The sequence below is a fragment of the Citrobacter sp. C348 genome (assembly GCF_047467975.1).
Taxonomy (GTDB): domain Bacteria; phylum Pseudomonadota; class Gammaproteobacteria; order Enterobacterales; family Enterobacteriaceae; genus Citrobacter; species Citrobacter gillenii.
The window spans coordinates 659,628-672,630 of sequence record NZ_JASJUJ010000001.1 but is presented as its reverse complement, the minus strand read 5'-3'; the positions used below and the strand labels follow the sequence as shown (position 1 = coordinate 672,630).

Sequence of the window (13,003 nt, the reverse complement as noted above, 5' to 3'; positions counted from 1 at the left end):
TTAACGTTTCTTCGAGTGGGCTTTCTGGTTATCAAACCAGTGGAAATAGCTGATAACGCCATTGGCGATGGCGGTGGCAATTTTCTGCCGGAATGCCGTGGTGCCCAGCAGGCGTTCTTCTTCCGGGTTGGTGATAAATGAGGTTTCTACCAGCACCGAAGGAATGGACGGCGATTTTAGCACCACGAAGGCGGCCTGTTCTGTACTGCGGCTGTGCAGACGGTGTACTGGCTTGATCTTCTTCAGGATGTGCGACCCTAAGGTCAGGCTATTTTTAATGGTGTCGGTCTGTACCAGATCGAACAGCACTTGCTGCAACAAATGATCTTTGTCGGTGGCTTTTTTCCCGGCGACTTCATCCGCGCGGTTTTCACGATCGGACAGATACTTTGCCATGGCGCTACTGGCGCCGCGGTTAGACAGCGCAAAGACCGACGCCCCCGCCGCACTGGGATTGGTAAAACCGTCGGCGTGGATGGACATAAACAGGTCGGCACCGTGCTTGTGGGCGATCTCGACGCGGTCGTAAAGCGGAATAAAGGTATCGCCGGAGCGGGTCAGCCGGGCATCGATCCCCTGGCTACGCAGGATGGATCGCACGTTTTTGGCAATCGCCAGCACCACGTGTTTTTCCTTCGAACCATTGCGACCAATCGCCCCGGTATCAATGCCGCCGTGACCCGGATCGAGAACCACAACGCGCTTTGCGCCTGATTTTTTCGCTTTCGGTTTACTGTGACCATTGCTGGTTTTTAGCGCTTCTTCTTTAGCGATAGCTGGCGACATACCTGACAGCGTCAGGGCAGCCAGCCCGGCTTTCAGCACCTGGCGGCGCGATGTGAGAGTTTTTAGGGGTTTAAAAGTGCTCATACGGCCTGAGTTGTAATAAATAAGTTCCAGATGTTATATCGTATCGCGTAGTCCGTTGCGACGGATCGGGATAATAATTGTTTTACTTTTCATTTCAATACGTGACAGTTGCCTATTATGCCATTTTTTACGCCGCTTCGCGTCAGATATTGGCTTAATCAGTTGTTCACGCCATAATCACTATTTTTAGGGCTAAAAAGGGTCTCAATACCATGGAGATACGCGTATTTCGCCAGGAAGATTTCGAAGAGGTTATCACCCTCTGGGAGCGCTGCGACCTGCTGCGTCCATGGAACGATCCGGAAATGGACATTGAGCGCAAGGTAAATCACGACGTCAGCTTGTTCCTGGTCGCCGAGGTGAACGGTGAAGTCGTTGGTACGGTGATGGGGGGTTACGACGGTCATCGCGGCTCAGCGTACTATCTTGGCGTACACCCTGAATTTCGTGCTCGTGGCATTGCGAATGCACTGCTCAGCCGGCTGGAGAAAAAGCTCATTGCCCGCGGATGTCCGAAGATTCAAATTATGGTGCGTGACGACAATGACATCGTGCTGGGCATGTATGAGCGTCTGGGATATGAACATGCTGATGTACTCAATCTGGGCAAGCGCTTGATTGAAGATGAAGAGTACTGAGTTTCATCCCGCCGACTATGACGGTCACGGGCGTCTGCGCCTCCCTGTTTTGTTCTGGTGCGTGCTGCTGCTTCAGGCGCGTACGTGGGTGCTGTTTGTGATTGCGGGATCTTCTCGCGAACAGGGCAACACCTTACTGAGTTTGTTTTACCCCGATCACGATGCGTTCTGGCTGGGATTGCTCCCAGGTGTTCCGGCAGTGCTGGCGTTTTTACTCAGCGGGCGGCGCTTTGCTTTTCCTGCGCTATGGCGCTGGCTGCGCGGGTTGCTGATCCTGGCCCAACTGGTTCTGCTCTGCTGGCAGCCACTGCTGTGGTTGGGGGGCGATCCGGTCAATGGCGTTGGGCTGGCGCTGCTGGTAGCCGATGTTGTCGCTCTGGTCTGGCTACTGACTAACCCGCGTTTACGTGCCTGTTTTGCCATCGAAAAAGAATAACGGCACTTTTTTATGAAGCCGGACTCCAAGCAACGTTAATTAATAAAGAAAGGATGTGAGATGAAATCGCTGCGTTTGATGTTATGCGCGATGCCGCTGGTATTGACCGGCTGCTCGACGCTCTCGTCGGTGAACTGGTCCGCCGCAAATCCGTGGAACTGGTTTGGTTCTTCGACGGAAGTCTCCGAGCAGGGAGTGGGACAACTCACTGCTGCGACGCCGCTGGATGAGAAAGCCATTGCCGATGCGCTGGACGGAGATTATCGCCTGCGTAGCGGGATGAAAACCGATAACGGCAATGTGGTGCGCTTTTTTGAAGTAATGAAAGATGACAAGCTGGCGATGGTGATCAATGGCGATGGGGGGACCATCAGCCGTATTGATGTACTGGACGGCGATATTGAGTCAGCGTCCGGTGCAGAAATCGGTACACCGTTTAGTGACCTTTACACCAAAGCGTTCGGTAATTGCCAGAAAGCAACCGGCGATGACAGCGCAGGTGTTGAGTGTAAAGCTGAGGGAAGTCAGCATATTAGCTACATTTTTTCCGGTGAGTGGAGCGGGCCTGAAGGCATAATGCCGTCTGACGATACGCTGAAAGACTGGAAAGTGAGCAAAATTATCTGGCGGCGTTAATTTGCGTCTGAACAAATCGACAGACTAAAAAAACAGGTAGAATAACGCCCATCAATGCCACGAGGTCGTGGCATCTTTTTTTCAGGAGGAACAATGTCTCAGGTTCAGAGTGGCATTTTGCCAGAACATTGCCGTGCGGCGATTTGGATTGAAGCCAATGTAAAAGGCGACGTTGAGGCTTTGCGCGCTGCCAGCAAAACGTTTGCTGATAAGTTGGCGACCTTTGAAGCAAAATTCCCGGATGCCCATCTGGGCGCGGTTGTGGCTTTCGGTAACAAAACCTGGCGCACGCTGAGCGGTGGCGTAGGGGCTGAAGAGTTAAAGGACTTTATCCCTTACGGTAAAGGTCTGGCCCCGGCAACGCAGTATGACGTGCTGATCCACATTCTTTCTCTGCGTCATGACGTGAATTTCTCCGTGGCGCAGGCGGCCATGGACGCCTTTGGTGATTGCATCGACGTGAAAGAAGAGATCCACGGTTTCCGTTGGGTCGAAGAGCGTGATCTGAGCGGTTTCGTTGATGGCACGGAAAACCCGGCCGGGGAAGAGACGCGTCGTGACGTTGCGGTTATCAAAGATGGCGTGGATGCGGGTGGTAGCTATGTGTTCGTGCAGCGCTGGGAGCATAACCTGAAGCAGCTGAACCGCATGAGCATCCACGATCAGGAAATGATGATTGGTCGTACCAAAGAAGCCAACGAAGAGATCGACGGCGACGATCGCCCGGCCACCTCTCACCTGAGCCGCGTGGATTTGAAAGAAGACGGTAAAGGGCTGAAAATTGTTCGTCAGAGCCTGCCATACGGTACCGCCAGCGGTACGCACGGTCTGTACTTCTGCGCTTACTGTGCGCGCCTGCACAATATTGAGCAGCAACTGCTGAGCATGTTCGGCGACACCGACGGTAAACGTGACGCCATGCTGCGCTTCACCAAGCCGGTGACCGGCGGCTATTATTTTGCGCCATCGCTGGACCGCTTAATGGCGCTGTGAGAGTGAGTTGCCGGATGGTGGCATAACGCCTTCTCCGGCCTACACTCTGGCGTAAAATACATCTCCCCGCACTGTCGGGGATTTTTTTACCTGAAATTAACCTGATTTAGTGAGCCATTTCGCAGCACTGATTTGTTAATGCTGTATCTTCTGCGTGAATGAAGCGGATGCTTCATATTCAAAAGGAGAATATTGAAATGGGAAAACTCACGGGCAAAACAGCATTGATTACGGGCGCATCTCAGGGTATTGGCGAAGGGATCGCCAGAACATTTGCCCGACACGGTGCGAACCTGATCTTGCTGGATATCTCCGATGAGATTGAAAAACTGGCGGATGAGCTTGTTGGACGCGGTCACCGTTGTACGGCAGTTCATGCGGACGTCAGAGATTTTGCTTCTGTCACGGCGGCGGTAAAACGCGCGAAGAACATTGAGGGCAAAATCGATATTCTGGTCAACAACGCAGGCGTATGCCGCCTCGGCAGCTTCCTTGAAATGAGCGATGAAGATCGCGACTTCCATATTGATATCAACATCAAAGGTGTCTGGAACGTGACGAAAGCTGTTCTGCCGGAGATGGTTGCTCGCAAGGATGGGCGCATCGTGATGATGTCATCCGTCACCGGCGATATGGTTGCCGATCCGGGTGAAACGGCCTATGCACTGTCAAAAGCCGCGATTATCGGCTTAACCAAATCGCTGGCGGTGGAATACGCGCAATCCGGCATCCGCGTTAATGCGATTTGCCCCGGCTATGTCCGCACGCCAATGGCGGAAAACATCGCGCGTCAGTCTAACCCGGACGATCCGGAATCAGTGTTGACTGAAATGGCAAAAGCCATTCCGCTGCGTCGCCTGGCGTGTCCGCTTGAGGTTGGTGAACTGGCGGCGTTCCTGGCGTCTGATGAGTCAAGCTACTTAACCGGTACGCAGAACGTGATCGATGGCGGCAGTACCCTGCCAGAAAGCGTTAGCGTTGGCGTCTGAGTGATGCCTGTCTCCTCCCCAGGAATAGGGGAGGAGTTACCCCTTAGAGCTATCCCATTAGGCTATTTTATTTGCCAGTTTGACCCCGGGCAGTGCTCAAAATCCTCACGTACTTCGTGTACGCTCCGGTTTTTCCGCGCTGTCCGTGTCCAAACTGCCTGCAACAATTACACCTACTGGGATAAGCTCTTATTCTCTTTTCAACTTTCAAATCATCAAACGGTATATAAAACCGTTACTCCTTTTACTCCCGTTATAAATATGATGGCCATAAGAAAGTCATTAAATTTATAAGGGTGCGCAATGGCCGTTAACTTACTGAAAAAAAGAACCCTGACGCTGGCGGCGCTACTGCTGGTCGGTCAGGCGCAGGCAACGGAACTGCTGAACAGTTCCTATGATGTGTCTCGTGAGCTGTTTGCCGCCCTTAACCCGTCGTTTGAACAGCAATGGGCGCAGGATAACGGCGGTGACAAGCTGACGATTAAACAATCTCATGCCGGGTCATCAAAACAGGCGCTGGCGATTCTGCAGGGGCTGAAAGCCGACGTCGTTACCTATAACCAGGTCACTGACGTGCAGATTCTGCATGACAAAGGCAAGCTTCTCCCCGCTGACTGGCAAAGCCGTCTGCCGAATAACAGCTCGCCGTTCTATTCCACAATGGGCTTCCTGGTGCGTAAAGGGAACCCGAAAAACATCCATGACTGGAATGATCTGGTGCGTTCTGACGTCAAACTGATCTTCCCAAACCCGAAAACCTCCGGTAACGCGCGCTATACCTATCTGGCGGCGTGGGGGGCGGCGGCAAAAGCGGACGGTGGCGATAAAGCTAAAACCGAACAGTTCATGACCCAGTTCCTGAAAAACGTTGAAGTGTTTGATACCGGCGGTCGCGGTGCCACCACCACCTTTGCGGAACGCGGGCTGGGCGATGTGCTGATCAGCTTCGAATCAGAAGTGAATAACATTCGTAAGCAGTATGAGGCGCAGGGCTTCGAGGTGGTTATTCCTAAGACTAATATCCTCGCCGAGTTCCCGGTGGCGTGGGTCGATAAAAACGTGCAGGCCAACGGCACCGAGAAAGCGGCGAAAGCCTACCTGAACTGGCTGTACAGCCCGCAGGCGCAGACCATCATCACGGATTACTATTATCGTGTGAATAACCCGCAGGTGATGGACAAGCTGAAAGACAAATTCCCGCAGACCGAGCTGTTCCGTGTGGAAGACCAGTTTGGCGCGTGGCCTGAGGTGATGAAAACGCACTTTGTCAGCGGCGGTGAGCTGGACAAACTGTTGGCGGCGGGGCGTAAGTAAATGTTTGCTGTTTCCTCCCGACGCGTGCTGCCCGGCTTTACCTTAAGCCTGGGCACCAGCTTACTGTTTGTCTGCCTGATATTGCTGCTGCCGCTCAGTGCGCTGGTGATGCAACTGGCGCAAATGAGCTGGGCGCAATACTGGGAAGTGATTACCAATCCGCAGGTGGTGGCAGCCTATAAGGTAACGCTGCTGTCCGCGTTTGTGGCCTCGATCTTTAACGGCGTGTTCGGCCTGCTGATGGCGTGGATCTTAACCCGCTATCGCTTTCCAGGTCGCACGCTGCTGGATGCGTTAATGGATCTGCCATTTGCGCTGCCTACGGCGGTGGCGGGCCTGACGCTGGCCTCGCTGTTTTCGGTTAACGGTTTTTACGGCGAGTGGCTGGCGAAGCTGGATATTAAAGTAACCTACACCTGGCTCGGTATTGCGGTCGCCATGGCGTTCACCAGCATTCCGTTCGTAGTGCGTACCGTACAGCCGGTGCTGGAAGAGTTAGGCCCGGAGTATGAAGAAGCGGCGGAAACGCTCGGCGCCACGCGCTTGCAGAGCTTTCGTAAAGTGGTGCTGCCGGAATTATCTCCGGCGCTGGTTGCCGGGATCGCACTCTCGTTCACCCGCAGCCTAGGGGAATTTGGTGCGGTTATCTTCATCGCCGGGAACATCGCCTGGAAAACGGAAGTCACTTCGCTGATGATTTTTGTCCGCTTGCAGGAGTTTGACTATCCCGCCGCCAGCGCGATTGCGTCGGTGATCCTCGGGGCATCGCTGTTGCTGCTGTTTTCGATTAACACCCTGCAGAGTCGCTTTGGTCGACGCGTGGTAGGTCACTGATGGCAGAGATTACCCAATTGAAACGCTATGGCGCGCCCCGCATCAACTGGGGGAAATGGTTTCTGATCGGCACGGGTATGCTGGTCTCCGCGTTCATTTTGCTGGTGCCGATGATTTATATCTTCGTGCAGGCGTTCAGCAAGGGATTAATGCCGGTATTACAGAACCTGGCCGACCCGGACATGCTGCACGCCATTTGGCTAACGGTGCTGATTGCGCTGATCGCGGTACCGGTGAACCTGGTGTTTGGCGTGCTGCTGGCGTGGCTGGTCACGCGCTTTAACTTCCCCGGTCGCCAGTTGCTGCTGACGTTGCTGGATATCCCGTTTGCCGTGTCGCCAGTGGTCGCCGGTCTGGTCTATCTGCTGTTCTACGGTTCCAACGGCCCGCTCGGCGGCTGGCTGGATGAGCACAACCTACAGGTGATGTTCGCCTGGCCGGGAATGGTGCTGGTCACGGTCTTCGTCACCTGTCCGTTTGTGGTGCGTGAGCTGGTGCCGGTGATGTTGAGCCAGGGCAGCAATGAAGATGAGGCGGCTATTTTACTTGGCGCATCCGGCTGGCAGATGTTCCGCCGCGTGACCTTGCCAAACATTCGCTGGGCGCTGCTCTACGGCGTGGTGCTGACCAACGCCCGCGCGATTGGCGAGTTTGGCGCGGTATCGGTGGTGTCCGGCTCGATTCGCGGCGAAACCCTGTCGCTGCCTCTGCAGATTGAATTACTGGAGCAGGACTACAACACCGTCGGCTCCTTTACCGCTGCGGCGTTATTAACGCTGATGGCGATTGTTACCCTGTTTTTGAAGAGCATGTTGCAATGGCGTCTGGAGAACCAGGAAAAACGCGCGCAGCAGGAGGAAAATCATGAGCATTGAGATTGCCAATATTAAGAAGTCTTTTGGTCGCACCCAGGTGCTGAACGATATCTCACTGGATATTCCTTCAGGTCAGATGGTCGCGCTGCTGGGGCCGTCCGGTTCAGGCAAAACCACGCTGCTGCGTATTATTGCCGGGCTGGAGCATCAGTCCAGCGGGCATATTCGCTTTCACGGTACGGACGTCAGTCGTCTGCACGCCCGCGAGCGTAAGGTGGGGTTTGTATTCCAGCATTACGCGCTGTTCCGGCATATGACCGTCTTCGACAATATCGCCTTTGGTCTGACGGTACTACCACGTCGCGAGCGTCCGAATGCGGCGGCGATCAAAGCAAAAGTCACCAAACTGCTGGAAATGGTACAGTTGGCCCATCTGGCAGAACGCTTCCCGGCGCAGCTTTCCGGTGGTCAAAAGCAGCGCGTGGCGCTGGCGCGTGCGCTGGCGGTAGAGCCGCAGATCCTGCTGCTCGATGAACCATTTGGCGCGCTGGATGCCCAGGTGCGTAAAGAATTGCGTCGTTGGCTGCGTCAGTTGCATGAAGAACTGAAATTCACCAGCGTGTTCGTCACCCACGATCAGGAAGAGGCGACGGAAGTGGCGGACCGCGTGGTGGTGATGAGCCAGGGCCATATCGAGCAGGCCGATGCGCCGGATCAGGTATGGCGTGAACCGGCCACCCGCTTTGTGCTGGAGTTTATGGGCGAAGTAAACCGTCTGCAGGGCACCGTGCGCGGTGGGCAGTTCCACGTTGGCGCGCATCGCTGGCCGCTGGGATATACGCCCGCGTATCAGGGACCGGTCGATCTGTTCCTGCGCCCGTGGGAAGTCGATGTGAGCCGTCGTACCAGCCTCGATTCGCCGCTGCCGGTACAGGTGCTGGAAGCCAGTCCAAAAGGTCACTACACCCAATTAGTTGTCCAGCCACTGGGGTGGTATAACGAGCCGCTGACGGTGGTGATGCAGGGCGATAACCCCCCAAGCCGCGGCGAGCGTCTGTTTGTGGGACTGCAAAATGCGCGTCTGTATAACGGTGAACAGCGTATTGAAACGCGTGAAGCCGAGCTTGCTCTGGCACAATCCGCCTGATAGGTTAATTCGCATAGTTATCGCCCGGTGGCGCTACGCTTACCGGGCCTACGGGCTAAATCATGACCTGTAGGCCGGGTAAGCGCAGCGCCACCCGGCATTTTATTGAGCAGAAAACGTGAACACATTAGAACAAACAATTGGCAATACGCCTCTGGTAAAACTGCAACGTCTGGCGCCGGATAACGGCAGTGAAATTTGGGTCAAGCTGGAAGGCAATAACCCGGCAGGGTCGGTGAAAGACCGCGCCGCGCTGTCAATGATTGTCGAAGCGGAAAAACGTGGAGAAATTAAGCCTGGTGATGTGCTGATCGAGGCGACCAGCGGCAATACCGGGATCGCGCTGGCGATGATTGCTGCGCTGAAAGGCTATCGTATGAAGCTGTTGATGCCGGACAACATGAGTCAGGAGCGTCGTGCCGCGATGCGCGCCTACGGTGCTGAGCTGATTCTGGTTAGCAAAGAGCAGGGCATGGAAGGGGCGCGCGACTTAGCCCTGGAGATGGCTCAGCGCGGTGAGGGCACGCTACTCGATCAGTTTAACAACCCTGATAATCCGTATGCGCATTACACCACCACCGGGCCGGAGATCTGGCAGCAAACGTCAGGCCGTATCACTCATTTCGTTTCCAGTATGGGCACCACCGGCACCATTACCGGTGTGTCACGTTTTCTACGCGAGCAGGACAAACCCGTGACCATCGTCGGATTACAACCGGAAGAGGGCAGCAGTATTCCGGGGATACGTCGCTGGCCCGCGGAATATATGCCGGGGATTTTTAACGCTTCGCTGGTGGATGAAGTACTGGATATTCATCAGGACGACGCTGAGAAAACCATGCGTGAGCTGGCGGTTCGCGAGGGTATTTTTTGTGGTGTGAGTTCCGGCGGCGCGGTAGCCGGTGCGCGCCGTATAGCAGAGCAAAACCCTGGTGCGGTTGTGGTGGCGATCGTTTGCGATCGCGGCGATCGCTATCTCTCGACCGGCGTGTTCGGTGAAGAGCATTTCAACCAGGGATTAGGGATCTAATTTGTAGGCCTGATAAGCGTAGCGCCATCAGGCAAACATACGATACGATCGCCGGATGATGTCGTAAAGCGTGTTATCCGGCCTGCAATGTTCAATCGTTACGTTTTTCTACCAGCAGATCAAGGAACTGCCACAACTTCTCGTTCATCTGCTGGTAGTTCCATGCACGCATTTCTGTAACGGATCGAATAAACGGTTTACCTTTGGCATCCGCCAGTTCCTGCTCTGAGTGCTGGATCAGTCCTTCAACCGCTTCGGCAGTGAATTCCATATGGCACTGGAAACCATAGACAAAATTACCGTACTGCACAATTTGTCGTGGGCAACCCTCGCTGGTGGCAAGAACCGTGGCCTGATCGGTTAACCCCGGCATATCGTTATGCCAGTGCCCGACCATCAGCGGTGAACCGAAGTGGGCGATCAGCGGATGCGTTTTACCTGCGTCGGTCAACGTAATGGGGTAATGACCAATCTCTTTTTCCGGGCTTTGACACACCCTTGCCCCCAGAGCCTCACCGATCAGCTGCGAACCGAGACAAATACCGACCACAATCTTACGTGCCGCAATCGCCTGGTTGATCAGATGCTGTTCAGCCTGGGCATCAAAATATGGGCACTCTGCCAGCGTGGTACGCGGTGATTGCGGGCCACCGAATACCACCAGCATATCGAAACCATCGGTACTGGCGGGAACGGACTCTCCGGCGTAAACGCGCGACCAGCTGATGGCGTAACCGCGTTCTTCGGCCCATGGCAGATAGGCGCCAGCAGATTCAAATGACTCATGAATAACAAAATGAACTCGCATGTATTTCTCCGGTTAGCGCTTCAGCGCCTGATGAATATCAGCCGCCAGCCTGGTAATGTCGTGGTCGTCTAATGTTGACAGCGTAATGCGCAGGCCGTGTGACGGCGCATTGATGCCAAATACTTCGCCTTCTCGTACCAGCCAGCCGGCTTTCGCCAGCGCGAAAGCGAGCGACTGGCTGTGGGTCTGTAGCGGCAGCCACAGATTCAGACCATCGCCAGCGGCAAGTTCAATACCCTGTTGCTGAAGGGACTGGCTCAGCTTTTGTTGCTGAGCGGCGTAAAACTGCTGGGTCTGCACCAGCGCGTGCTGATAGTTCTCATCACTCAGACAGGCGCAGGCCAAATCCTGCAACAGGTGGCTGACCCACTGACTGCCGGCGTTGAGCCGCAGACGCAGTTTTGCCGAGGTTTCGGGATCGCTGGCAACGATGGCGAGGCGTAGATCCGGGCCTAATGTTTTTGACATCGAACGGATGACTGCCCAGTGTTTTGTCTGCGGCGCAATCACCGGATACAACGGGGATGCGGACAGCAGGGCAAAGTGATCGTCGATAATCACCAGCGTTTGCGGGTAGCGCGACAGGATCTCCTGCAACTGGGCGGCGCGAAGAGCACTGAGGCTACAGCCGGTTGGATTGTGCGCGCGCGGGGTGATGATCACCGCCCGAGCTCCTTTCTGTAGCGCCAGCTCCAGCATGTCTGGCTGCATGCCTTCGCTGTCCACGCTGACCGGGCTTGCTGAGTACCCGGCATAACGCAGCATATTGATGCTGCTTAAAAAACAGGGATCTTCGACGGCGACGCTATCACCCGGCAGCAAATGGGCGCACAGTAGTCGTTCGATGGCATCAATGGCGCCGCTGGTAATGTCAATTTCACCAGGGCCGGGCAGGACATCCTGCATCCATTGCGTCGCCCACGCCTTCAGGCCAGGGGAGACGGCCGCATCGCCATACAGGCGGGGATGCTTATTTATTTTCGCGAAATAACGACTCAGGTCGGGGAGGCGCGAGGGGGCAGGATTGCCGCCGGAAAGGTCGGTCAGCGGTGTATCCGGATTACCCCCTTCCAGCGCGACGGGTGAGGATACGCCCTTGATAACCGTACCGTTACGTCCCTGGCTAAGTGCCAGTCCGGTAGTGACCAGGCGTTTATAGGCCGCTGCGACAGTATTGCGATTAACGTTTAATACCGTTGCCAGATCCCTGACCGGCGGCAGCGTGTCTCCTGCGACAAGTGCACCTGTAGTGATATGTTGACGAATACTGTCAAAAATTTCGTTAGCGGTTTTTCCGTCGATCATTATTGACCTATGACAAAATGAATTTTAGCATATGACGATAATAGTGAGGCATCAGCCCGCTGTCCAGCGAGAGGAGAGGTTTATGGAGCAGGAGAGTGAAATACAGTCAGTGCTCTTCGACGACAAGCATCGGGCGTTACAAACCGATATCGTCGCCGTCCAGTCACAGGTGGTGTACGGCAGCGTAGGCAACAGTATTGCCGTGCCGGCCATTAAAGCGCATGGGTTACGGGTGACGGCGGTACCGACGGTGCTGTTCAGTAATACCCCTCATTATGAAACCTTTTACGGCGGGATTATCCCCAGCGACTGGTTTAACGGTTATCTCACCGCTCTACATGAGCGTGATACCTTGCGCGAACTCAAGGCGGTGACGACCGGCTATATGGGCAGCGCAGAGCAGATAGCGCTGCTCGCACGGTGGCTGGAAACCGTTCGCGCTGCGCATCCAGAGTTGTGTATTCTGGTCGATCCGGTGATGGGTGATATCGACAGCGGAATGTACGTGAAGGCCGAGATTCCGGAGGCGTACCGCACGCACCTGCTTCCGCTGGCACAGGGCGTGACGCCGAACGTATTTGAACTGCAAATGCTGAGTGGAAAACTGTGTCGCACGCTCGATGAGGCGATTCTGGCGGCGAAATCTCTGCTTACCGATACGCTGAAATGGGTGGTAATCACCAGTGCGCCGGGTGATATCGAGAAGGTTATCAACGTGGCAGTGGTGACGGCTGAAACGGTTGAGGTATTAGCCCACCCGCGGGTGAAAACGGACCTCAAGGGAACCGGCGATCTGTTTTGCGCTGAACTGATAAGCGGTATCGTTGCAGGAAAAACGCTCACCGCCGCCACGCATGATGCTGCACAGCGCGTGCTGGAAGTGATGACCTGGACCCACCAGTGCGGGTGTGATGAGTTAATTCTGCCACCGGCAGGGGAGGCGCGATGAAGAGTTATCGGTTGGTGGTTCGCCAGCATGGACGTTTAGTGGGACATTTCGATACCAGCGGCACCGAGGCGCTGGAAGATATCTGCGTCGCGCGCGCGATGTTTGGTATCGCCGGCGGGTATGACTGTGAGCTGCTGGTGGCGGATTCAGAGAGACGGATGCTGGAAAGCGGGCCTGAAGGGATGAAAATTTTGATGCGCGAAGCGTGTTACCGCCCGATGACCTCGCAGATTTAA

At 55.1% G+C, this 13,003-nt stretch carries 15 protein-coding genes; 12 read left to right on the top strand and 3 right to left on the bottom strand.

The genetic code is table 11. The features are described from left to right. Window positions 1–870, bottom strand: coding sequence for an N-acetylmuramoyl-L-alanine amidase AmiA (gene amiA, locus QNN86_RS03245; protein WP_117343548.1), 870 nt, complete (start codon window positions 868–870; stop codon window positions 1–3). Window positions 871–1,082: 212 nt separating this feature from the next. On the opposite strand from amiA, the gene QNN86_RS03240 reads away from it, so the two are divergent. The 10 genes from QNN86_RS03240 to cysM all read left to right on the top strand — a co-directional run bounded on the left by QNN86_RS03240 (window position 1,083) and on the right by cysM (window position 9,705). After that, window positions 1,083–1,508, top strand: coding sequence for a GNAT family acetyltransferase (locus QNN86_RS03240; RefSeq protein ID WP_096756240.1), 426 nt, complete (start codon window positions 1,083–1,085; stop codon window positions 1,506–1,508). After that, window positions 1,495–1,944, top strand: a complete 450-nt coding sequence (locus QNN86_RS03235) for a DUF2919 domain-containing protein (protein ID WP_181617548.1) — start codon at window positions 1,495–1,497, stop codon at window positions 1,942–1,944. Before QNN86_RS03240 ends, QNN86_RS03235 begins: the two co-directional genes overlap by 14 nt. Window positions 1,945–2,004: 60 nt before the next feature. Continuing rightward, window positions 2,005–2,580, top strand: coding sequence for an RpoE-regulated lipoprotein (locus QNN86_RS03230; protein WP_414210618.1), 576 nt, complete (start codon window positions 2,005–2,007; stop codon window positions 2,578–2,580). 93 nt (window positions 2,581–2,673) lie between these two features. Continuing rightward, window positions 2,674–3,573 carry a porphyrinogen peroxidase gene (gene yfeX, locus QNN86_RS03225; protein ID WP_096756243.1) on the top strand — a complete coding sequence of 300 codons (900 nt, stop codon included), beginning with the start codon at window positions 2,674–2,676 and terminating at the stop codon, window positions 3,571–3,573. A 197-nt stretch (window positions 3,574–3,770) separates the two neighbouring features. Then, entirely contained in the window at window positions 3,771–4,562 is a 792-nt protein-coding gene (ucpA, locus tag QNN86_RS03220) for an SDR family oxidoreductase UcpA (protein WP_096756244.1), read from the top strand. Window positions 4,563–4,865: 303 nt separating this feature from the next. Then, window positions 4,866–5,879, top strand: coding sequence for a thiosulfate/sulfate ABC transporter substrate-binding protein CysP (gene cysP / locus QNN86_RS03215; RefSeq protein WP_181617546.1), 1,014 nt, complete (start codon window positions 4,866–4,868; stop codon window positions 5,877–5,879). Next, on the top strand, window positions 5,880–6,713 hold the full coding sequence (gene cysT, locus QNN86_RS03210; RefSeq protein WP_096756246.1) for a sulfate/thiosulfate ABC transporter permease CysT: 834 nt from the start codon (window positions 5,880–5,882) through the stop codon (window positions 6,711–6,713). Continuing rightward, a complete protein-coding gene (gene cysW / locus QNN86_RS03205; protein WP_115257826.1) occupies window positions 6,713–7,588 on the top strand; it encodes a sulfate/thiosulfate ABC transporter permease CysW in 876 nt (291 codons plus the stop codon). Before cysT ends, cysW begins: the two co-directional genes overlap by 1 nt. Beyond that, window positions 7,578–8,675 (top strand): sulfate/thiosulfate ABC transporter ATP-binding protein CysA, encoded by a 1,098-nt coding sequence (cysA, locus tag QNN86_RS03200; RefSeq protein ID WP_181617544.1) that lies wholly within the window; start codon window positions 7,578–7,580, stop codon window positions 8,673–8,675. Before cysW ends, cysA begins: the two co-directional genes overlap by 11 nt. Window positions 8,676–8,793: 118 nt before the next feature. After that, on the top strand, window positions 8,794–9,705 hold the full coding sequence (cysM, locus tag QNN86_RS03195) for a cysteine synthase CysM (protein WP_115257828.1): 912 nt from the start codon (window positions 8,794–8,796) through the stop codon (window positions 9,703–9,705). Window positions 9,706–9,796: 91 nt separating this feature from the next. Here the strand turns inward: cysM and QNN86_RS03190 are convergent, their stop codons facing one another. Next, complete coding sequence (locus QNN86_RS03190; RefSeq protein ID WP_414210617.1) at window positions 9,797–10,513, bottom strand: type 1 glutamine amidotransferase; 717 nt, start codon at window positions 10,511–10,513, stop codon at window positions 9,797–9,799. A 12-nt stretch (window positions 10,514–10,525) separates the two neighbouring features. Beyond that, window positions 10,526–11,818: a transcriptional regulator PtsJ gene (ptsJ, locus tag QNN86_RS03185; RefSeq protein ID WP_414210616.1), complete on the bottom strand. Its 1,293-nt coding sequence runs from the start codon at window positions 11,816–11,818 to the stop codon at window positions 10,526–10,528. 82 nt (window positions 11,819–11,900) lie between these two features. On the opposite strand from ptsJ, the gene pdxK reads away from it, so the two are divergent. Both pdxK and QNN86_RS03175 read left to right on the top strand, forming a co-directional pair. Next, the gene (gene pdxK, locus QNN86_RS03180; RefSeq protein WP_414210615.1) at window positions 11,901–12,767 is read left to right on the top strand and encodes a pyridoxine/pyridoxal/pyridoxamine kinase; all 867 of its coding nucleotides are present in this window, start codon (window positions 11,901–11,903) and stop codon (window positions 12,765–12,767) included. Continuing rightward, window positions 12,764–13,003: a cytoplasmic protein gene (locus QNN86_RS03175; protein ID WP_096756253.1), complete on the top strand. Its 240-nt coding sequence runs from the start codon at window positions 12,764–12,766 to the stop codon at window positions 13,001–13,003. Before pdxK ends, QNN86_RS03175 begins: the two co-directional genes overlap by 4 nt.

Coding starts and splice junctions, on each gene's coding strand:
- cysP (WP_181617546.1), top strand. CDS start 4,866: ATGGCCGTTAACTTACTGAAAAAAAGAACCCTGACGCTGGCGGCGCTA.
- cysW (WP_115257826.1), top strand. CDS start 6,713: ATGGCAGAGATTACCCAATTGAAACGCTATGGCGCGCCCCGCATCAAC.
- QNN86_RS03235 (WP_181617548.1), top strand. CDS start 1,495: ATGAAGAGTACTGAGTTTCATCCCGCCGACTATGACGGTCACGGGCGT.
- QNN86_RS03175 (WP_096756253.1), top strand. CDS start 12,764: ATGAAGAGTTATCGGTTGGTGGTTCGCCAGCATGGACGTTTAGTGGGA.
- cysT (WP_096756246.1), top strand. CDS start 5,880: ATGTTTGCTGTTTCCTCCCGACGCGTGCTGCCCGGCTTTACCTTAAGC.
- ptsJ (WP_414210616.1), bottom strand. CDS start 11,818: ATGATCGACGGAAAAACCGCTAACGAAATTTTTGACAGTATTCGTCAA.
- QNN86_RS03240 (WP_096756240.1), top strand. CDS start 1,083: ATGGAGATACGCGTATTTCGCCAGGAAGATTTCGAAGAGGTTATCACC.
- amiA (WP_117343548.1), bottom strand. CDS start 870: ATGAGCACTTTTAAACCCCTAAAAACTCTCACATCGCGCCGCCAGGTG.
- pdxK (WP_414210615.1), top strand. CDS start 11,901: ATGGAGCAGGAGAGTGAAATACAGTCAGTGCTCTTCGACGACAAGCAT.
- ucpA (WP_096756244.1), top strand. CDS start 3,771: ATGGGAAAACTCACGGGCAAAACAGCATTGATTACGGGCGCATCTCAG.
- cysA (WP_181617544.1), top strand. CDS start 7,578: ATGAGCATTGAGATTGCCAATATTAAGAAGTCTTTTGGTCGCACCCAG.
- yfeX (WP_096756243.1), top strand. CDS start 2,674: ATGTCTCAGGTTCAGAGTGGCATTTTGCCAGAACATTGCCGTGCGGCG.
- QNN86_RS03190 (WP_414210617.1), bottom strand. CDS start 10,513: ATGCGAGTTCATTTTGTTATTCATGAGTCATTTGAATCTGCTGGCGCC.
- QNN86_RS03230 (WP_414210618.1), top strand. CDS start 2,005: ATGAAATCGCTGCGTTTGATGTTATGCGCGATGCCGCTGGTATTGACC.